The sequence below is a fragment of the Roseiconus nitratireducens genome (assembly GCF_008629675.1).
Lineage (GTDB): Bacteria > Planctomycetota > Planctomycetia > Pirellulales > Pirellulaceae > Stieleria > Stieleria nitratireducens.
In genome coordinates this window covers 133,857-152,612 of record NZ_VWOX01000010.1, presented here as the reverse complement: position 1 = coordinate 152,612, position 18,756 = coordinate 133,857, and the positions used below count along the sequence as shown (strand labels likewise).

Below are 18,756 nucleotides of genomic sequence, written 5' to 3'. Positions count from 1 at the left end.
CTTCATCAAGGAGGGTCGAGCGCTGAGTCTTCCCCGCTCTGGCGAGCGGGGCCACTTCAAAGGGATGCGGCGCCGTGGACGCGCCCATCGCCGTTTTGCCTGCCTCCGGAGCGCACCGCTAGGCGATGATGTCGCTGATCACGTGGCCGTAATCCCTTTCCAATCGTTTATGTCCAGGGACATTCAATCGATGGGAATCCAGACCCAGTTGGTGCAGCAGGGTGGCATGCACGTCGGTCACATAGTGGGGCTGGTCGGCCGCGTGAAATCCGATTTCGTCCGTGGCGCCGTGGGTGATCCCACCTTTCAATCCTCCACCCGCCATCCAAACGCTGAACCCGAACGGATGGTGATCTCGCCCGTCACCGTTTTGCGAACCAGGCGTCCGGCCAAATTCTGTTGCAAACACCACCAGGGTCTCGTCCAGCATCCCGCGTTGTTTCAGATCCTTCAACAAACCAGATATCGGACGATCGACCTGCATGGCAAGCTCGGCGTGTTTTGACTTCAAATTCGAATGCTGGTCCCAGGCGCCGGCCGCGCCGCCGCCGTGCATGATCTGGATGAACCGCACGCCCTGTTCGACGAAGCGTCGCGCGGCCAACAGTTGTTCTCCGAACGGCCGCGTTTCTTTTTGGTCGAAACCATACAGTTTTTTCGTCGCTTCCGTTTCGCCATCAAAACGGATCACCCCCGGAACGGCCGTCTGCATTCGATACGCCAACTCGTAGGATTTGATCCGCGCCTCCAACTCCGCGTCGCCGGGGTACTGCGCCGCCGTCAACTGATTCAGATAATGAATCAGGTCGAATTCCAATCGTTGCTCCGCCGCCGTGATCTCGCCCTCCGGCTTGGCGTAGTCCAACGGATTTGACGGATCGACTTTCAGCTGAACGGCATCGTAGGCTGGCCCCAGGTAGTGTCCGTCACGTCGGTCGAAGAATCGTGGCCCCATGCCAATGAATTGGGGCAGGTTCTCATTCAGCGTTCCCAAACCGTAATTCACCCACGCACCAATCGTGGGAACCCGCGGTTCCAACATGTGGCGGCCCGAATGAAACTGTACTTGGGCACCGTGATTGTCGTCGGTCGTCCACATCGACCGGATCACGGCAAGATCGTCGACGCAGGATCCCAGGTGGGGGAACCAGTCACTGACTTCGATGCCGCTGTTGCCATACCGCTTGAAACCCACCTGAAGCGGATAGATCGTGTTGCGTTGCTGTCCGTTAGCATCGTTGACGACCACGACCCGCACTTTCTTCAACCGTTCCGGGTCCTGCACAAATGCATACGGTGTTTCCGCGATGGTTTTTCCCGCGTACTGATTGAGCGCCGGCTTGGGGTCAAAGCTCTCCATGTGGCTGACACCGCCCCGCATGAACAGCCAAATCACGCTTTTCGCCTTGGGAGCGAAATGAGGACTCCGCTCTGGAATCGTCCGCCCCGTCGACGCGCCGCACTGATCCTGTTGGAGCAACGAAGCCAGAGCGAGCGAGCCGAATCCGAGTCCGCTGCGGCCCAGAAAAGCGCGGCGGAGCATTTTGCGGGAAGGTTCTTTGGTGACGTACATGGCACGGTTCCTGGCGGCAGGTGTCGCCGACCTACCGGATCGAAATGAAATCATTGTGGCTGAGGAGTGCGTGGACCAATCTCCGACGCGCCCGAAGTTGTTCGGAGTCTTCCGCTCCCGAGGCGCTGGCCTTGTTCGTCCCTGCCGACAACTGGGACGTCTGCTGCAAAAATTCAACGCAACGCTCCAGTTCGGGCTCAGTCGGCTTCCGGGCCAGCAATCGAAAGAACACGCCACTCGCGAACGAAGCGTCATCGACGCCGGGCTGACTCCAGCGATCCGACATCAGCTGGGCCATGCTCAATGACAACTCACTGTTGGACAATGCCAGTGCCTGCTGCGGCACGATGCTTTCGTCGCGTCGGTAGCATTGCAAAAGATCGGCGTCGTCGAACATCGTCAGGAACTGGTCGTGGTCATCGCGTGAATGTTTGAAATACAAGCTCCGGCGGCGGCTGGATGGTCCGACCCCGACCGATGGACCGCCCATTTGCAAATCCAATTGGCCCGCCAACATCAGCAAACTGTCTCGAATCGCCTGCGCCTCCATGCGGCGTGTGTTCATCCGCCAGTAGTAGAGATTCGCGGGATCCTTGTGCACGGTTTGGGAATCTGCTTCCAGCGAAGAGCTTGCTCGACGGTACGCTTGCGACGTGACAATCAAGCGATGCAAATGCCGAAAGCTCCACCCGGATTCGATCAGTTCGACGGCAAGGTAATCCAGCAGATCTCGATGAATCGGTTCGGGCGCACGGAGACCGAAATCAAACACCGACTCCACCAACGGTTCGCCAAAATGCCGCATCCAGACGTGGTTGACGGCAACCCGTGCGGTCAGGGGGTTCTCGCGTGAAACGATCCATCGTGCCAGCGCCAAACGTCGCCCGCTGCTACGGCTTGGGTACACCGCTGGGTATTCCGACTCCTTGTCCGCCGGGGACTCCAGAGCCTTCTTGGCACCCCGAATCGGTCGCAATTGGCCCGCACCGGTCCGCGCCTTTTGAAGTGCCAGTTCGGATTCGGCAAAGCGTTTCTGTGCCGCTTCGCGCTTCGCCGGGTCGGCTTGATTCTCGATCAAATCCCGCGCGGCAATCGCCCGCAACTCTTCCGCCTGGCGTTCCAACACGGTCCGCCGAAGCGGCTCAAGCGATGGATCGTCAGTTCCGACGCGTCGCTGGGCTGTTGCCAGATGTTCGACCGCCCGCAACGCCGCCAGGTTGGCCGTCGACACCGCCAGCTTCGCCTCGGCGACTTTCACTTCCCGCCGCGCCGCTTCGATCGAAAGCGGAAGAGTTTCCCCCGGCTGAACCAACATCTCGCTGGCATCGAGTGATCGAATCTCCAACCGATCGAACGCGACGGTTGCGTCAAACCCGGACAAGCTGAATCGTCCGGTCGGTGACCGGCTGGGCAGCTGATACGCCAACAACAGTTGCTGATCCAGCCAGACATTGACCAAATTCCCTCGCACGGCAAAACGCAGTTCATAGGCTTTCCCCACCGAGATCGGGATCGCCTTTCTGCCAGCGGCCGGATACGTGGTTTTACCGCGGCGCGTGTGTGAGATCTGTACCTTGGGGCCCGGCTCGTGGGCGGAACTGTACACGGAATTCGACTCTTCACGGTCCTCCGATTCGTCAAAGCGGAAGGTGACCGACTTGTAAGTGGTACCGCCCGTGGTCGTGTAACGACATCGCAACTCAAAATCTTCCGGAACCGTTTTCTTTAGCCGGGCAAACTGACCGTCGCGTGTCGATTGTGTTTGTCGCAGCGCCCCGTCGCGCACCTCCCATCCCTCACCGACCAGTTCCCAAACGGAATCATCGATCGCGGTGAAATCGTCAAGGACCAAAAAATCCGGTTCCGCTGGCTCGGCCTCTTCAACCGATCTTTCGGAAGCGATTCGCAGCTGCTGGCGTTTCGACTCGCACTCCGAATGATCGGCACGCACCTGCTTCTCGGCTGCCGCGATGCGGTCCCGCAGAACGTAATCTCGCATCCCGGGATCAAACGCGGTGCGAGGAAGATCAATCGGCTTGATCGGCGGCTGAAAATCCGAAAAAAGAGCGGGAACCCCTGGCGGGATTTCTGTCTCGGTCGCCGGGTTCTTCGGATCCCCGCGGCGGTGCAGGTAGGTCGGCTGTTCCAAGTCGTCATCGAAGACACGTGGCAATCCGTCTCTGGCAAAATCCGTTTGCCCTGGAACCGGATCCAACCTCACCTGATGCGGTTCGAAAATGGCCCGAAACCGATAGTAGTCCAGTTGGGTGATCGGATCGTATTTGTGATCGTGGCATTTGGCACAATTCAGTGTCAGCCCCAGGAACGCTTTTCCGGAGTGTTCGATCGTGTTGTCCAGCCAGGTTGTGCGGTTGAACAGGTAGTAGTTTCGCGCCAGAAAACCGGTGCCTGCCACCACGTCTGCGTTTCCGGGGGTCAACTCATCACCGGCCAGCATCTCCAACACCATTCGGTCGTAACCTTTGTCGGCGTTGAGTGAATCGACGATCCAATCGCGCCAGTGCCAGAGATGATGCTGGCTGTATCGCAATTGTTCGTTCAACCCGTAGCCGTCGCTGTAACGCCAGACGTCCATCCAGTGCCGCGCCCAACGTTCGCCGTGGTGCGGGCTGGCCAAGAGCTCGTCCACCAGGACGCTCCAAGATCGGTCGTCCGACAATTGCTCTTCGGTCGGAGGCAAACCGATCAGATCCAAATACAGACGACGGATTTGCAGCGGGCGAGGGGCCGGCGGCAATGGTTGCAGGCCCTTTGCTTGCTGGCCACGCGTCAGGAATCCGTCGACGGAATCCGGCAGCGAAGCGTCTCGATCGCGAGGACGTTCGATTCGGGAAAAGGCCCAATGGGATTCAGGGCCCTGAGGCACGGATTCCTCGGGAGCGACGGCTCCCTGTTCAATCCACCGTCGCAGCAAGCTCCGTTCATGGTTCGTCAACGCAGCTCCTTCACCCGGCGGCGGCATTCGCTCCGCATCATCAGCCAACACCCGCTGCATCAACAGGCTGGCGTCCGGATTTCCAGGCTGGACGACCGACGCGTCCATCATCAGCGACCGCGTCTCCAGCCGCAGGCCGGATTCCTGCTTCAAGACACCGTGGCAGGAATAGCACTTCTCCGCTAACAAAGGTTTGATTTCCCGCAGATATTCGACCTTTGGCTCGGCACCGCAAGTCGGTGCGGCTGGCCAGGTCGGCGCAGCGACGATCAGCAGGAACAGATAGACCGGGCGGGCAGGCAAGGTGGGTCTCCTTCGGGAGAGAAGGGGCGGGACCTTCATGATAGCCGACTTCACCCCGCCGTTTGCCACCTGTTACCACACACCCACCGGCTTTTTTATGATGCCGGCCCTGCCTTTCTCTATGATGGTGCACCTTCCAGCCGCGATGCATCGGGATCGCTCGTTTTGAATCCGTTCTCGTTTTCCCCATTCGCCACGGATGCCTCCCGGTGCCCCGCCTTCCAGACTTCACCGCCTACCGAAGACCCACCATGAAATCTTGCCCGTGCGTCCGTCGCGGAATCCTGACTGCCATTGCCTCGGTGACGTGCTTGATCGCCGGAATCTCATCGCCTCAAACGTCGCGCGCGCAATCGTTGATCCCTGACGGAGCGCGTTTGCAGGCGGTCGGGCAGGTTGCCTTCACCGAGGGCCCGGTCTGGCATCCCGACGGAACGGTTTATTTCAGCGATGTCGAAAACAGTCGCATCATGCAGGCCGATGCAGCGGGCCGCATCTCGGTTTTTCGATCTCCATCGGGAAAGGCCAACGGCTTGGCGTTTGACCCGCAGGGACGTTTGCTGGCCTGTGAAGGTGGCAACCGACGGGTCACCCGGACCGAAAACGATGGGACGATCACCGTGCTGGCCGATCGCTTCGGTGGTAAGCGTTTCAATTCGCCCAACGACCTGGCCGTCGATTCGCAGGGAAATGTCTACTTCACCGATCCTCGGTACGGCAATCGCGACGGAATGGAGATCGTCGATGATCAAGGCGAACCCATTGAAGGCGTCTACCGAATCGCAACCGATGGCAAAGTGACTCTCGTCTTGGGTCAGGAGATGGAACGTCCCAACGGAATCGCCGTTTCCCGCGACGACCGCCATCTGTTTGTGGCTGTCAACACCAACGACGACCAAGGCAGTCAACGCCAACTGTTGCGTTTCGATTTGTCGCCGTCGGGATCGGTGGATCCTGCCAGCAAACTGGTTCTGTTTGATTGGGGATCAGACCGGGGTCCCGACGGCATTGCCTTGGACTCCGAAGGCCGCGTCTACGCCACGGCGGGCCTGAACGAACCCGCCCCGCCCTACGAGACTGCGGACCGCTACAAAGCGGGTGTCTACGTGATCTCGCCCACCGGCCAACTGGATGCGTTCATAGCCGTGCCAATCGACATGGTGACGAACTGTGCCTTTGGCGGCGCCGACCGAAAGACGCTGTATGTCACGGCCGGCCACAAACTCTGGAAGGTTCCGGTCACCACACCGGGTTACACCGCCTGGCCCAGAGCAAAGCCTTGACGATTTCCGACAGCGGACCGCCGATCACCCGCCACCGCGGCCTCTTCGGCACGCTGACGCACGACTGAATCCCCACTGTCATTCCTTCCCCCCTGCCCTTGAGACCTCGGATGCTCCAGCACTTCGCTCCCCGAACGTTCTTGCTTCTCGCGTCGATCCTGTGCCTCACCACGGGTCGGGTTGCCGCCGCAGATCCTGACCAACCACCGCCGACACTTTGTGTGGGCAACTACCAGACGGAAGCCGAGGCGGTCGAACAGTTGAAGCGATTTGCGGCCACCTACTCCAACCTGGAACAGTGGCAGGAACGGGCAAAGCAAATCCGTCAACAGATTCTGACCGGAGCCGGACTGTGGCCATTGCCCGAGCGGACACCGCTCAACCCGGTCATTCATAAGAAGCGCGAGTACGACGGCTACTCGGTGGAGTCAGCTGCGTTCGAAGCCCGACCAGGGTTTTTTGTTTATGGCAACCTGTACCGGCCACTCGGTCGAAGCGGAAAGCACCCTGGAGTCCTGTGTCCGCACGGACATGCCCGCGGACCGGACGGCGGGCGTTTACGTCCGGATCAACAGCACCGCTGCGCGACGCTGGCCCGTATGGGTGCCGTCGTTTTCTCTTACGACATGATCGGATTTGGTGACAGCGAGCACCAGGGCTGGAACCACGAGCATCCGCAGGCTTTGACGTTGCAGACCTGGAGCAGCATCCGGGCGTTGGATTTCCTGCAATCGTTGCCCGACGTGGATGCGGACCGCATGGGCGTGACGGGATGTTCCGGTGGCGGGACGCAGACCTTTCTATTGACCGCGGTCGACGACCGCGTGAAGGTCTCCGTTCCCGTCGTGATGGTCTCCGCCCACTTCTTCGGCGGCTGCCATTGCGAAAGCGGCATGCCGATTCATAAGACACCGACGCTGGAAACCAGCAACGTGGAGATCGCCGCGACCGCGGCACCCCGCCCCCTGTTGCTGGTTTCCGTTGGCGGCGACTGGACCAAAAACACACCGGACGTGGAGTACCCGTACATCCGCAACGTCTACCGCTTATACGATGCCGAAGACAACGTGGAAAACGTCCATCTTCCCGACGAGGGGCACGGATATCAGATCAACAAGCGCCAGGCCATGTACCCGTTCATGGTCAAGCATTTGGGGCTGGATGATTCCGGCGTGCTCGACCCGGCCACCGGACAATTCGACGAATCGGCCAACACGATCGAGTCGATCCAACCAATGCGGGTCTTCGACCAGGAACATCCGCTGCCGAAAGACGCGCTTCCCCCGGGCTCCCAGATCAGTTTCAAGACGCCGTGAGTTTCGGATGCGGACAAACGTCGGGCCGTCGCCCCTGGCGTTTGAATCTGATCCCGATACCCGGCCCATTGGGACCCGGTCCATTGCGCCGTGTTGGGCAAACGACCGGGGCGTTGCCCCGGCAGGAACGTTCGTGAAAGCGCAAGTCAATCCGACCAATGCCAGTCCGTTGACCTGCGAGTTCGCGGCATTGACTGGCCGGAGGACAACCTCGACGCCGCAGGGCCATCGGCCTGGCGGCTTTTCAGGCAGTTTCACCTCGGCTTGGTGTGGCGCCGCGAGCTTGACCTAGTGTTCAAACTCGCTCATATCAATCGGTTCCGGCGTGGTCTCCTTTGGTTCGAACCACCGATAGATCGTTGGTAGCACCAGCAACGTCAACGCCGTCGAAGTGACCAACCCACCAATCACGACGGTCGCCAATGGTCGCTGCACTTCGGCGCCGGAGCTGCTGGACAGTGCCATCGGAACAAACCCCAAGGCACCACACGAAGCGGTCATCAAAACCGGTCGCAGGCGGTCCATTGCCCCGCCGACGACCGCTTGCCGCTGACTGTCGCCTGCGTGCCGCAAATGCCGGACGTGCTCGATCAGCACGACACCGTTCATCACCGCGATCCCAAACAGGGCGATGAAACCGACTCCCGCGGAGATCGAAAACGGCATATCGCGCATCCACAGGAGCACGATGCCGCCGGTGGCAGCAATCGGAACGTTGAGATAAATCAGCAGTGCCAGCTTGACCGAGTTAAACGTCATGTACAGCAGTGCGAAAATCAAGAACAACGCCACCGGAACGGCAATAGCCAAACGCCGACTGGCCTGTTGCAAATTCTCAAACTGACCGCCCCAGCGCAGCGTGTAGCCGGCAGGAAGCTTCACTTTCTCATCGACCGTCTTCTGTGCCTCGGCAACGAACCCTGCCAAATCCCTGCCACGAACATTGCACTGAACCAACAGCCGGCGGCGAATCGCATCGCGGCTGATTTCCACCGGACCGTCTTCAATCACGATCGTTGCAAGTTGCGAAATGGGGATCATTCTTCCTTCGGCGTCTTCGACTCGAAGCTCAGACAACTGCTCGGTATCTTCCCGCCATTCCGGGCTTAACCGCACCTGTAACGGGAACCGACGCTGCCCTTCGAAGACTTGACCGACCGGAAGACCGCCCACGGTCGCGACAACGTCCAGTACGTCACGGCTGTTGACGCCGTATCGAGCCAGCTTGTCACGATCGACAATGATCCGAAGGTAGGGCAAACCGGCGACCTGTTGGGCCGCGACATCGGCGGATCCCGGAACCGCGTTGAGCGCCACGACCAACTCATCGCCCACGCGTTTCAACTCGTCCAGATCATCACCATACAAACTCAATCCGATATCGGAACGCACCCCGGCAACCAGTTCCTGAACTCGGAGTTCAATCGGTTGGGTGAAGCTGTACGCATTGGCGGGCACCTCGTCGGTCAACGCCTGCTGCATGTCGTCAATCAATTCCGCCTTGTCCCGTTCGTGCGGCCATTCCTCCCGCGGCTTCATTCGAACCAGGATGTCGGTCTGGTAGACACCCATCGGATCGTTCGCGATTTCGGGGCGGCCCGTCTTGGACACCACCGTCTCCACTTCCGGAAACTTCAACAGGCACCTTTCAATTTGCTGCGTCATGTCGATCGAAGTTTCCAGCGAAACACTGGGCAACCGAACAGCCTGAATCGCGATATCCCCCTCGTCCAGTTTTGGAACAAATTCAACACCAAACTGAGCCGCCAAAAGAACGCTGACGGCGAAGGCGACGACCGATCCGGAGAACATCAGTGCCGGAGCCCGCATCGCGAAATCCAACAGGGGCCGATAGCCCGCCTTGATCCAACGCACCAAAAACGTTTCCCGCTCCTTCACTTGGCGAGCGAGGAACAGGGACGCCATCACCGGCATGACCGTCACCGACATCACAAGTGCCGACGAGAGGGCCGTCATGAAAACAAATGCCATCGGACGAAACATTTTGCCTTCCATCCCCTGCAGACTCAAAATGGGGATGAACACAATGATGACGATGATCCCGGCAAACAGAATCGGCTTGCCAACTTCTTTCGCCGATTCACGATACACGCCCATCGGCACGCGTTTGCCGGAGTGGTCGCGTTGGTAGTGCGAAGCTCGGCGGACACAATTCTCAATCATCACCACCGCCCCGTCGACGATCACGCCAAAGTCGACGGCGCCCAGACTCATCAAGTTTGCCGACACACCGAAGTACCGCATCGCAATCAAAGCGCTCATGGCGGACAGCGGGATCGCGGCTGCGACGATCAGCCCCGCTCGCACGTCACCCAGAAGCAAAAACAACATCACGATCACCAAAAAGACGCCCAAACCGATGTTCTCGGCGATCGTGTGAATCGTCTTCTCGACCAATTCCGTGCGATCGTAAAAGGTATCGATCGCGACGCCCTCGGGCAGGGTCTTTTGGATTTCCGCAATCCGATGCTTGACGTCCTCAACGACCTGGCGAGAGTTCCCGCCCATGATCATCATCACCATGCCGATCACCGCCTCGCGATTTCCGTCGCGGGTCACCGCTCCCTGACGCAACATCGGTGCGAATCTGACCTCGGCCACGTCGCTGATCCGAACCGGGACGCCGTCGCGACTGGCTAAGACGATCGAGCGAAGATCGTCCAACGTGCTGACCAGTCCTTCGCCGCGGATCAATCGTTGCTCCGCACCGTGTGTGATGTAGCCGCCTCCGGCATTCCCGTTGTTTTCCTCCAGCGACTGAAAGACATCCCCCAACGATATCCCATAGTTCTGAAGCTTTGCCGGATCGACCTGAACCTCGTAGGTTTTCAATTCTCCGCCAAACGTGTTGACCTCAATCACCCCCGGCACGCTGCGAAGTTGAAAGGCGATTTGCCAATCAAGGATGGTGCGCAATTCCTTCAGGGAGTAATCGCATCCCGGCTCGGCACGCACTTCAAACTGATAAATCTCGCTCATCCCCGTGGCGATTGGCCCCAGCTCGGGCGTGCCCATGCCTGGAGGAATGTCTTCCTTGGCTTTGATCAGCCGTTCATTGACCAAATTCCGGGCCCAGTAGATGTCGGTGCCGTCTTCGAATGCGACGGTGACGGCGCTGAGCCCGAAACGGCTGATGGATCGGATTTCGCTCACCTTCGGGACGCCGCTGAGCGCGTTCTCGACCGGGAAGGTGATGAATTGCTCCACCTCCACCGGGCCCAGGGCCGGCGCGTTGGTCAACACCTGCACCTGGACGTTCGTCAAATCGGGGACCGCATCCAGCGGAATCGTGGCGGCCGAAAAAGCCCCCAGCCCCAGGATCACCAACGCCAGCAACATCACGATGAAGCGGTTGTTCAGGGACCATTCAATTATGCTGTTGATCATTCAATCACTCTTCCGCCAGGAGTCCTTCCAACAATTTTGATTTCAAGATGAATCCGCCGCCGGTGACCACGGATTCATTTCCTCGCACTCCACGTTCGACCACGGCCCAATCACGATCGCTACGACCGACTTGGATATCGCGACGTTCGAACTGATCGTCTCCGACATGGACGAACACGAACTGCTTTCCTTCGTGCTGTTGCACCGCGGCTGCCGGAATCTGGACGACGACTTGTTCGGACTTGGCGGGCAATTGGATGGTCACGAACATCCCGGGCTTGAGAAGATGTTCGCCGTTTTCCGCGACAGCCCGCATGCTGACCGTCCGCGTCGCTTCGTCCATGATTTCGCCGGTGTAGAAGACTTTCGCTGTGAACGATTTTCCCGGCCAGGCTTCGCTGACGAATTGAAACTCCGTGCCATCCAAAGAGGCCAATAGCGGCACGTCCTTTTCATAGATGTCGGCTTTGATCCACACCGTGGTCAGATCAGCAATCGTCAGGATTTGTTTGTCAGGACGCACCTGCTCTCCCAACGTCACGTCTTTGGCGATGACGGTGCCCCGAAACGGTGCGCGAATCGAGTAGTGCGAGATCGCTTCGCCCTGCCGCATCGGATCGATCGACTTGATCTCGCTCTCTTCGCATCCCAGGATTCGCAGATTCGTGGTCGCGACGGCGACCCGGGTGTTCGCCTCCTTGACGGCTTGAGCAGTTTCCAATTGCGACGTTTCGAGTTCGTACGCGATCTGCTCGATGCGTGCTTGAAAGGTTGCCAGACCGGCGTTGCGTCGGGTCCGGGCGGCAAGCAGTTGTTTCCCCGAAACCGCGCCCGATGTCGAAATTCCTTCCAGACGATTCACATCCGCCTGTGACTTCAGGTAGTCCGCATAGGCGCTCAACAATCGCTCGCGGTACTCGCCCATGTTGCTGTCTTTGTGCTGCTCCTGAATCTCCGTGATATCGCGTTGTTCCCTCAAGGCGGTCAACAGCTCTGACGTATTTGCCGACAGTTCTCGCTGAAGCTTGTCTTTGACCTCCGCCATCTCGGACTGGAGTCGGGCCTGAAACAACTCCAGCTTCGCTTTGCCGACTTCTCGGCTGTGGACGACCGTCAGCAATTGATCCTCCTCAACGACCTCGCCCAAAGAGATGGCGACTCGATCGACCGTGCCTTCCACCATCGGATACACGTGTGAGATGCGATCTTCATTGAGGGAAATCTTTCCCGTTAGCCGAATCCTCTCGGAGAATTCTTGCTCGGTCGGTTTGCCGATCTGAATTCCCGCCGACTTCCATTTCGCCCTCGGCAACGAAACCGTCACCTGTGCACCTGACGCTTCGGATGGGTCATCCGATTCGATCTTGCTCTCGGCACGATCGCCGCGGGGCGCCCGTGCGGCGACCTCCGCCGCAAACGCGACGGAGCGCCCTTGGGGCGCGGAACTGTAAAGGCATCCCATCAGAACTGCGAAAAACGCGAGCGTCGCTCCGTGTATCCGAAACGGGATAGAAGTCATGACATGGTCCTCATCGTTGTCTGGTTGAGGTCGCTTGCCGAACCTCGCCAAATCCGACGAACAACGTCGGTTCAACTGGCGATCAACCATCCGGCTCGAGGGCCGGCAGGGGATGAAATCGAAAACGTCAGCGCACGACACGCGACATGGCTCTGAGTGAATCGGTCGCCGGAACGGCTACCGTTCCGATGCGAATCAAAGGCAGGCGTCCACGCGACGGCGGCGTCAGGGACCAAGCCCCGGAGCGGCGATCATCGATAGACGCGAGACGGCACAAAGACGCGCCGCACAAAGAAAATCAATCCGCGAGACAAAACCGCCGGGCGGAGTGATCGGGCCGCATTAGCAGTTCCAGACACACAGCCGGGATCGCTGCGTCTTTGCAGAGGGCGTGGGCAACGACCGATCGTTGTCTCGTTGCACGATCGACTGGCGTGAACAATCTTTGCCGCGATCCAACCACACGACAGCCTGCTGCAGGGTCAAAGCAGCCTCCGCTCCGGAATCATTGGATTTCCAGACGCTCGGATGGAAATCAACGGCCGGAAACGCTTCACCCCGATGAAATGCGTCGCCGATGACCACCCAATGGCAGTGGGGACAGCTCGGCGTTTCCTGCTTCTCGCCCCGGGCAGGATGGTAGAGATCCAGGTGAGCTTGCAAAACCTCAGGAGCACCCGCAACGGTCTCGTGCGAATGCACGACGAACCGCTGCCCAGGCAACGTACAGATCGCCAGCAACACAAGCGAAATCACGTTCCGAAATTTCGAAAACGGCTTCATCGGTTTCGGCGGCTAGGCGGCGGGGTGGGATCAAACAAGGCGGGATAGAACGACGGAGTTTACTCACTGCAAAAAATTCCGTCAATCAATCGGAACCCCGGGGAGCGTGGACGCTGCCGGCACCTCGACGGGGCAAACGGGCGCTCAGGGTGAAAGTTGCCCCTCTCGGGACCAGGCGATTCCGTCAGAAGATGGGAGTAAAGACCAGCTTGCGCGGTTATCGGTTGACGATCCGACAGCCCAGCAGCGGTCGTGGTATTTTGGATGTCTTGATTCCCAATCAATGAGTGGTCCTCCCAAGGGCTGCAGGCGGAACAGAGTCCGATCCCCCGGTTTTTAGAGTTTTCCATGATTCGTTGTCTTGCCGGCCCCCTGGCCGATTGCCGCCCGCACCACAAACACCACGCCGCAACACTTCCGGTTGCGATTATCTTGACTGTCGTGGTCGCATTCACCTGCACCACGGCCCTCGACGCCGCTTCTGACGAACGCCCCAACATCGTGTTGGTGATGGCCGACGACCAAGGCTGGGGTGACACCGGTTACAACGGACATCCGCTGATCAAGACGCCAGTCCTGGACGAAATGGCCGGCAGCGGTTTGCGATTCGATCATTTCTACGCCGCCGCCCCAGTGTGTTCACCCACCCGGGGAAGTGTATTGACCGGTCGCACCCCCAACCGCTTCGGATGCTATTCCTGGGGGCGACCGCTGCGTCCCCAAGAGATCACGCTGGCCGAGCGACTTCAGTCGGCGGGATACGTGACAGGCCACTTCGGCAAATGGCATCTCGGATCCGTGCTCGAGGGCAGCCCGGTCAATCCCGGTCAAAGCGGATTTGACCACTGGCTTTCCGCCTTTAACTTTTACGACAACGATCCGGTACTCAGCCGCGAAGGCAAAGCGGTGGAACTGAAGGGCGAGAGTTCCATGGTGGCCGCGGACGCGGCAATCGACTTCATTCAGAATCAGGTTCAAGCCGACAAACCGTTTCTCGCGGTGGTCTGGTTCGGTTCCCCGCACAGCCCCCATCGCGCCGCACCGGAAGATCGCGCCCTGTATGCCGGTGAGAAACGCGCCGATTGGATGGGAGAGATCACAGGTTTGGACCGTGCGGTCGGCAAACTGCGTGATGCGTTGACCGGCGCCGGCGTTCGCGAGAACACGTTGTTCTGGTACACGTCCGACAACGGGGGCCTGGTTCCCGAAAGCTCGGGAGGCCGCGCGAAGAAGAGTTCCATCTATGAAGGCGGACTACGCGTGCCGGCGATCATCGAATGGCCCGCGGTGATTCAGTCACCAAGAGTCACCGAGATTCCGGCAACCACTTGCGACATCTACCCCACCGTCATGGATTTGTTGGGAATTGACACCGATCAGCAACCCGTGCTGGACGGGATCAGCCTGGAACCGATCATTCGCGGCCAGCGCCAACAGCGAAACAAGCCGATCGGGTTCTGGAAAACGGACCAGTCGGGAATCTCAACGCCACACGATCAATGGATGCGGCAGGAGCTCCAGGCGCAGCAGCAAGGCCAGGACTACTTCGACCGCTCGCGGCTGGTTAGCGACGCAGGACAAATCAAACCCGCGTTCGCTGCCGGCCATTTTCCCGGACATGCTGCGTGGCTGGACTGGCCCTGGAAACTGCACCGGATCGAAACGAAGAAAGGTGAATCTCCGGTAAGCTTTGAGCTGTACAACCTGGGGACCGACCCGATGGAAACCGAAGACCTCGCCTCGCAGCAACCTGAACGTGTCGCAGCCATGCGTCCCCAGCTTCGCGAGTGGCTGCAATCGGTGGTCGACAGTTCCAACGGCCAGGACTATCGTTGATCGCTCGGCGACCTTTGCGGCGCATCGGCGCTGCCTTGGCTGTTGGATGGTCGCAGTCACCGATGGGTGTCGCCCCATGTTGAACGGTGCTCTCAGATCCGTTGGTAGTGGGTCCACTGAATGTGGGTCTGGTCTTCATCCTCGCCGCGACTGATGACCAAAGAGGTCGTGGCGTTTTCCTGATTGACCAGGATCACATAAACCTTCACCGAACGATCGTCTTCACCTTCGTGGTACGTCACCGATCGGCCCCCGGTCCAGTTCGCCAGCTTGTCGTCGGCGACCGGCTTGCCGTCGGGCTGGGACTTGAGCTTCTCGCGGTAGAACTCCAGCACCTTCTCGGCACCATCGGGCGTCTTCATGATCGTCTTGCACCGGACGGATGGGCGGGTTCGGTTTCCCTGAACGTCGATCGTTTCGGCGTCACTCATCTCCGCCCCGTCCATGGTCGCCTTCGGATACAACCAGGGCTGCAACGTCCCCATCAGCGTCAGAGGCTCGGCGGCGGGAAGCGGGGCATTCATGATGAACACGAATGCAAGGGTCAGCAGGGCGGGGCGAAACATGGGTGGTCTCCGGTGGGAAGGATGAACACCCAGTTTACGAGATTCCCGCCGCTTTCTTAGCCCGACGGTTTAGCGAATGATCGACTTATCGCGGAGCACGTCCAGCACCGCGTCGACGCACTCGTCGATCGACATCTTCGATGCGTCCACGGTCACATCGGGATCGGCCGGCGGTTCGTACTCCGCGGTCACTCCGGGGAAGTTCAACAATTCGCCGGCATCCGCCTTGGCGTACTGGCCCTTGGTATCCCGATCGCGACAAATCTCGATCGGCGTCGCGACGTGCACGACCACGAACCGGTTGCTGCCGATCACGCCTCCAACCTTTTGCCGAACGGCCTCGCTGGGTGCGACGAAACTGGCGACGCAGATCACGCCCGCCTCGTTGAGCGCGTGTGCCAGGTACGCGCTGCGACGCAGGTTTTCACTACGATCCGCCGCGCTGAATCCGAGATCGCGGCTGAGGCCTTTGCGGACGTTCTCCCCATCGATGATTGAAACGGCACGTCCCATGTCGAACAACCGGCGCTCGAGCGCCTGGCCGATCGCGGTTTTTCCGGCCCCGGTCAATCCGGTCAGCAGCACCGTTGCCGGTTGTTGACCGAACCGTGCGGCGCGTTCCTCGTCGGTCACCGCCGACACTTCGTCGGGAGACGTCACTTCCGAGGCAGGTTCATCGTCCCAGACGCTTGCGGTCGCACTGCCGTCGCGATCCAGAATCATCCCGGCAGCGACCGTCGCGTTGCTGATTCGATCGACGACGATGAACGCGCCTGTTGTCCGGTTGCGACGGTACGAATCGAAGTACAGCGGACCGGAAAGCGAAACGCCGACCCGTCCGATCTCATTGAGTTGCAGTTGCGGTGTGGGCGATCGGTGCAGGGTGTTCACATCGACCTTGTAGCGCAGGGAGTCGATCGTCCCGGGCAAAGTCTGCGTGGTGTGCTTGATCAGGTACGTTTTACCCGGGACCAACGCATCTTCGTTCATCCAAACCATCATGGCCTCGAAGGAATCCCGGACACGGGGAACGTTGCCGGGCCGGACAATCATGTCGCCCCGTGACGCATCGATCTCGTCTTCCAGGGTCAGTGTGATTGAGAGCGGCGCAAACGCTTCGTCCAGTGCGCCGTCAAAGGTCACGATCTCCTTCACCTTGGACTTCTGCCGGCTTGGCAGCACCATGATTTCTTCGCCGGGACGGATCGTTCCGGAAGCAACCGTCCCGCAAAAACCGCGGAAGTCCAAGTTCGGACGATTGACGTACTGGACCGGCAACCGAAAGTCCTGCAGGTTGCGATCGCTTCCGATGTAGATCGTTTCCAGCATGTTCATCAGCGTGCCGCCGCCGTACCACGGCATGTTCTCGCTGCGGTCGACCACGTTGTCGCCCAGCAGGGCGCTGATCGGTAGGAAATGCAATTCGAACGGATCCAATCGATCGGAAAAATTTCGGTACTGCGCGCTGATCTCTTCGAACCGTTCCTCGCTGTAGTCAACCAGGTCCATCTTGTTGATGGCCACGATGACGTGCCGAATTCCCAACAGGGACACGATAAAGCTGTGCCGTTTCGTCTGAGTCAGCACACCATGTCGGGCGTCGATCAGGATGATCGCCAGGTTCGCGGTGCTGGCCCCGGTGGCCATATTGCGAGTGTACTGCTCGTGACCGGGGGTATCGGCGATGATGAACTTGCGTTTGGCGGTGCTGAAGTACCGATAGGCAACGTCGATCGTGATGCCCTGTTCCCGCTCGGCTTTCAATCCGTCGGTCAATAGGGCGGGGTCGAATCCGCCACCGGTCGTCCCCACGATCTTCGAATCGGCCTCCAATTGCGACAACTGATCTTCGTAGATCATTTTGCTGTCGTACAGCAATCGACCGATCAAGGTGCTTTTGCCGTCGTCCACGCTTCCGCACGTGATGAAACGCAGCAGTTCCTTCTGTTCATGCTGCTTCAGGTACGCTTCGATGTCGGTGGCGATCAGTTCGGACTGGTGTGACATGGCGTCGGGTAATTATTCGGTTGAGTTGGGCGTCGCAGCGTCGGCAAGTCGTTGCCGAGGTTCGTTCGCATGAGCGATTGGGCGTGGAGGCGGTAAAATCCGGGCGGGGCTCAGAAATAGCCGCGGCGTTTCTTTTCTTCCATTCCCGCACCGCCTTCGTCCTGGTCGATGATCCGCCCCTGGCGTTCACTGGTCGTGGCCAACAGCATTTCCTGAATCACATCGGGCAGCGTCACGGCTTCACTTTCCACCGCTCCGGACAGCGGGTAACAACCCAGCGTTCGAAAGCGGACCATCTTGGTGACTTTCTTCTCGCCCGGCAGCAACGGCATCCGATCGTCGTCCATCATCAACAGGATGCCGTCGCGTTCGACGACCTCGCGAGGGGCCGACAGGTACAGCGGAACGATCGGAATCTGCTCCATGTGGATGTACTGCCACACGTCCAGCTCCGTCCAGTTGCTCATCGGGAACACGCGGATCGATTCGCCTTTGTTGACCCGGCCGTTGTACAGGTTCCAAAGCTCGGGACGCTGGTTCTTGGGGTCCCAACGGTGCGTTTTGTCGCGGAAGCTGAAGACGCGTTCCTTGGCGCGACTCTTTTCCTCGTCGCGACGAGCGCCTCCGAAGGCCGCGTCGAACTGGTATTTGTCCAACGCCTGCTTGAGCGCGTCGGTTTTCATCAGCTCGGTGTGCCGCTCGCTGTCCTCCCAAGGCTTGATGCCGTGCGTCAACCCTTCTTCGTTGGTGTACACAATCAGGTCCAGGCCCAATTCTTTGCGGGCGTAGTTCTCGCGAAACTCGATCATCTCGCGAAACTTCCAGGTCGTGTCGATGTGCATCAAGGGGAACGGTGGCTTGGCCGGGTAGAACGCCTTGCGGGCCAGATGCACCAGAACCGCCGAGTCCTTTCCGATGCTGTAGAGCATCACGGGCTTCTGAAACTCCGTGACAACTTCACGGATGATGTGGATGCTCTCGGCTTCCAGTTGTTTCAGGTGGGTAAGGTTGTAATCCGACATCAGACCGCCGTAAGGGGATTCATATCAACATTCGTGTCACCGGGGTCCGGCGACTGTCGCAGGAGTATAGACAGAAGCCTATTCCTGGCCAGAGACGACCCGAATCCGTCGGTCAGGTTCGTCAAGCGGGCGTCGAAGGATGACCGAATAATCGGCGCGGCCGGGACAACTGGGCGGCCCGGTG

11 protein-coding genes are annotated in these 18,756 nt (G+C 59.4%); 3 read left to right on the top strand and 8 right to left on the bottom strand.

Annotated features, from left to right (window positions below):
• Positions 1–118: 118 nt before the first annotated feature.
• Both FYK55_RS17740 and FYK55_RS17735 read right to left on the bottom strand, forming a co-directional pair.
• The gene (locus tag FYK55_RS17740) at positions 119–1,573 is read right to left on the bottom strand and encodes a DUF1501 domain-containing protein (protein WP_150077791.1); all 1,455 of its coding nucleotides are present in this window, start codon (positions 1,571–1,573) and stop codon (positions 119–121) included.
• 31 nt (positions 1,574–1,604) lie between these two features.
• Positions 1,605–4,832 carry a DUF1553 domain-containing protein gene (locus FYK55_RS17735; RefSeq protein WP_161604598.1) on the bottom strand — a complete coding sequence of 1,076 codons (3,228 nt, stop codon included), beginning with the start codon at positions 4,830–4,832 and terminating at the stop codon, positions 1,605–1,607.
• Between the two features lie 251 nt (positions 4,833–5,083).
• Here FYK55_RS17735 and FYK55_RS17730 point away from each other — a divergent pair, with 251 nt between their 5' ends.
• On the top strand, positions 5,084–6,115 hold the full coding sequence (locus FYK55_RS17730; RefSeq protein WP_150077789.1) for an SMP-30/gluconolactonase/LRE family protein: 1,032 nt from the start codon (positions 5,084–5,086) through the stop codon (positions 6,113–6,115).
• Between the two features lie 110 nt (positions 6,116–6,225).
• Entirely contained in the window at positions 6,226–7,431 is a 1,206-nt protein-coding gene (locus FYK55_RS17725; RefSeq protein WP_150077788.1) for an alpha/beta hydrolase family protein, read from the top strand.
• 288 nt (positions 7,432–7,719) lie between these two features.
• On the opposite strand, the gene FYK55_RS17720 is transcribed toward FYK55_RS17725, so the two are convergent.
• The 3 genes from FYK55_RS17720 to FYK55_RS17710 form a co-directional block, all read right to left on the bottom strand.
• Entirely contained in the window at positions 7,720–10,839 is a 3,120-nt protein-coding gene (locus tag FYK55_RS17720) for an efflux RND transporter permease subunit (protein ID WP_150077787.1), read from the bottom strand.
• 4 nt (positions 10,840–10,843) lie between these two features.
• Complete coding sequence (locus tag FYK55_RS17715) at positions 10,844–12,358, bottom strand: efflux RND transporter periplasmic adaptor subunit (RefSeq protein WP_161604597.1); 1,515 nt, start codon at positions 12,356–12,358, stop codon at positions 10,844–10,846.
• Positions 12,359–12,700: 342 nt separating this feature from the next.
• The gene (locus FYK55_RS17710) at positions 12,701–13,141 is read right to left on the bottom strand and encodes a hypothetical protein (RefSeq protein ID WP_161604596.1); all 441 of its coding nucleotides are present in this window, start codon (positions 13,139–13,141) and stop codon (positions 12,701–12,703) included.
• Positions 13,142–13,489: 348 nt separating this feature from the next.
• On the opposite strand from FYK55_RS17710, the gene FYK55_RS17705 reads away from it, so the two are divergent.
• Positions 13,490–14,977: a sulfatase-like hydrolase/transferase gene (locus FYK55_RS17705; protein ID WP_150077784.1), complete on the top strand. Its 1,488-nt coding sequence runs from the start codon at positions 13,490–13,492 to the stop codon at positions 14,975–14,977.
• Positions 14,978–15,069: 92 nt separating this feature from the next.
• Here FYK55_RS17705 and FYK55_RS17700 read toward each other — a convergent pair whose 3' ends face one another.
• The 3 genes from FYK55_RS17700 to cysD all read right to left on the bottom strand — a co-directional run bounded on the left by FYK55_RS17700 (position 15,070) and on the right by cysD (position 18,572).
• Complete coding sequence (locus FYK55_RS17700) at positions 15,070–15,543, bottom strand: hypothetical protein (RefSeq protein WP_150077783.1); 474 nt, start codon at positions 15,541–15,543, stop codon at positions 15,070–15,072.
• A 69-nt stretch (positions 15,544–15,612) separates the two neighbouring features.
• Positions 15,613–17,550 carry a sulfate adenylyltransferase subunit CysN gene (gene cysN / locus FYK55_RS17695; protein ID WP_150077782.1) on the bottom strand — a complete coding sequence of 646 codons (1,938 nt, stop codon included), beginning with the start codon at positions 17,548–17,550 and terminating at the stop codon, positions 15,613–15,615.
• Between the two features lie 110 nt (positions 17,551–17,660).
• The gene (gene cysD, locus FYK55_RS17690; protein ID WP_150077781.1) at positions 17,661–18,572 is read right to left on the bottom strand and encodes a sulfate adenylyltransferase subunit CysD; all 912 of its coding nucleotides are present in this window, start codon (positions 18,570–18,572) and stop codon (positions 17,661–17,663) included.
• Between the last annotated feature and the right edge of the window lie 184 nt (positions 18,573–18,756).

Bases quoted from the DNA above. Each gene is read 5' to 3' on its own strand.
- cysD (WP_150077781.1), bottom strand. From the start codon at position 18,572: ATGTCGGATTACAACCTTACCCACCTGAAACAACTGGAAGCCGAGAGC.
- FYK55_RS17710 (WP_161604596.1), bottom strand. From the start codon at position 13,141: ATGAAGCCGTTTTCGAAATTTCGGAACGTGATTTCGCTTGTGTTGCTG.
- FYK55_RS17725 (WP_150077788.1), top strand. From the start codon at position 6,226: ATGCTCCAGCACTTCGCTCCCCGAACGTTCTTGCTTCTCGCGTCGATC.
- FYK55_RS17740 (WP_150077791.1), bottom strand. From the start codon at position 1,573: ATGTACGTCACCAAAGAACCTTCCCGCAAAATGCTCCGCCGCGCTTTT.
- FYK55_RS17700 (WP_150077783.1), bottom strand. From the start codon at position 15,543: ATGTTTCGCCCCGCCCTGCTGACCCTTGCATTCGTGTTCATCATGAAT.
- FYK55_RS17705 (WP_150077784.1), top strand. From the start codon at position 13,490: ATGATTCGTTGTCTTGCCGGCCCCCTGGCCGATTGCCGCCCGCACCAC.
- FYK55_RS17715 (WP_161604597.1), bottom strand. From the start codon at position 12,358: ATGACTTCTATCCCGTTTCGGATACACGGAGCGACGCTCGCGTTTTTC.
- cysN (WP_150077782.1), bottom strand. From the start codon at position 17,550: ATGTCACACCAGTCCGAACTGATCGCCACCGACATCGAAGCGTACCTG.
- FYK55_RS17730 (WP_150077789.1), top strand. From the start codon at position 5,084: ATGAAATCTTGCCCGTGCGTCCGTCGCGGAATCCTGACTGCCATTGCC.
- FYK55_RS17720 (WP_150077787.1), bottom strand. From the start codon at position 10,839: ATGATCAACAGCATAATTGAATGGTCCCTGAACAACCGCTTCATCGTG.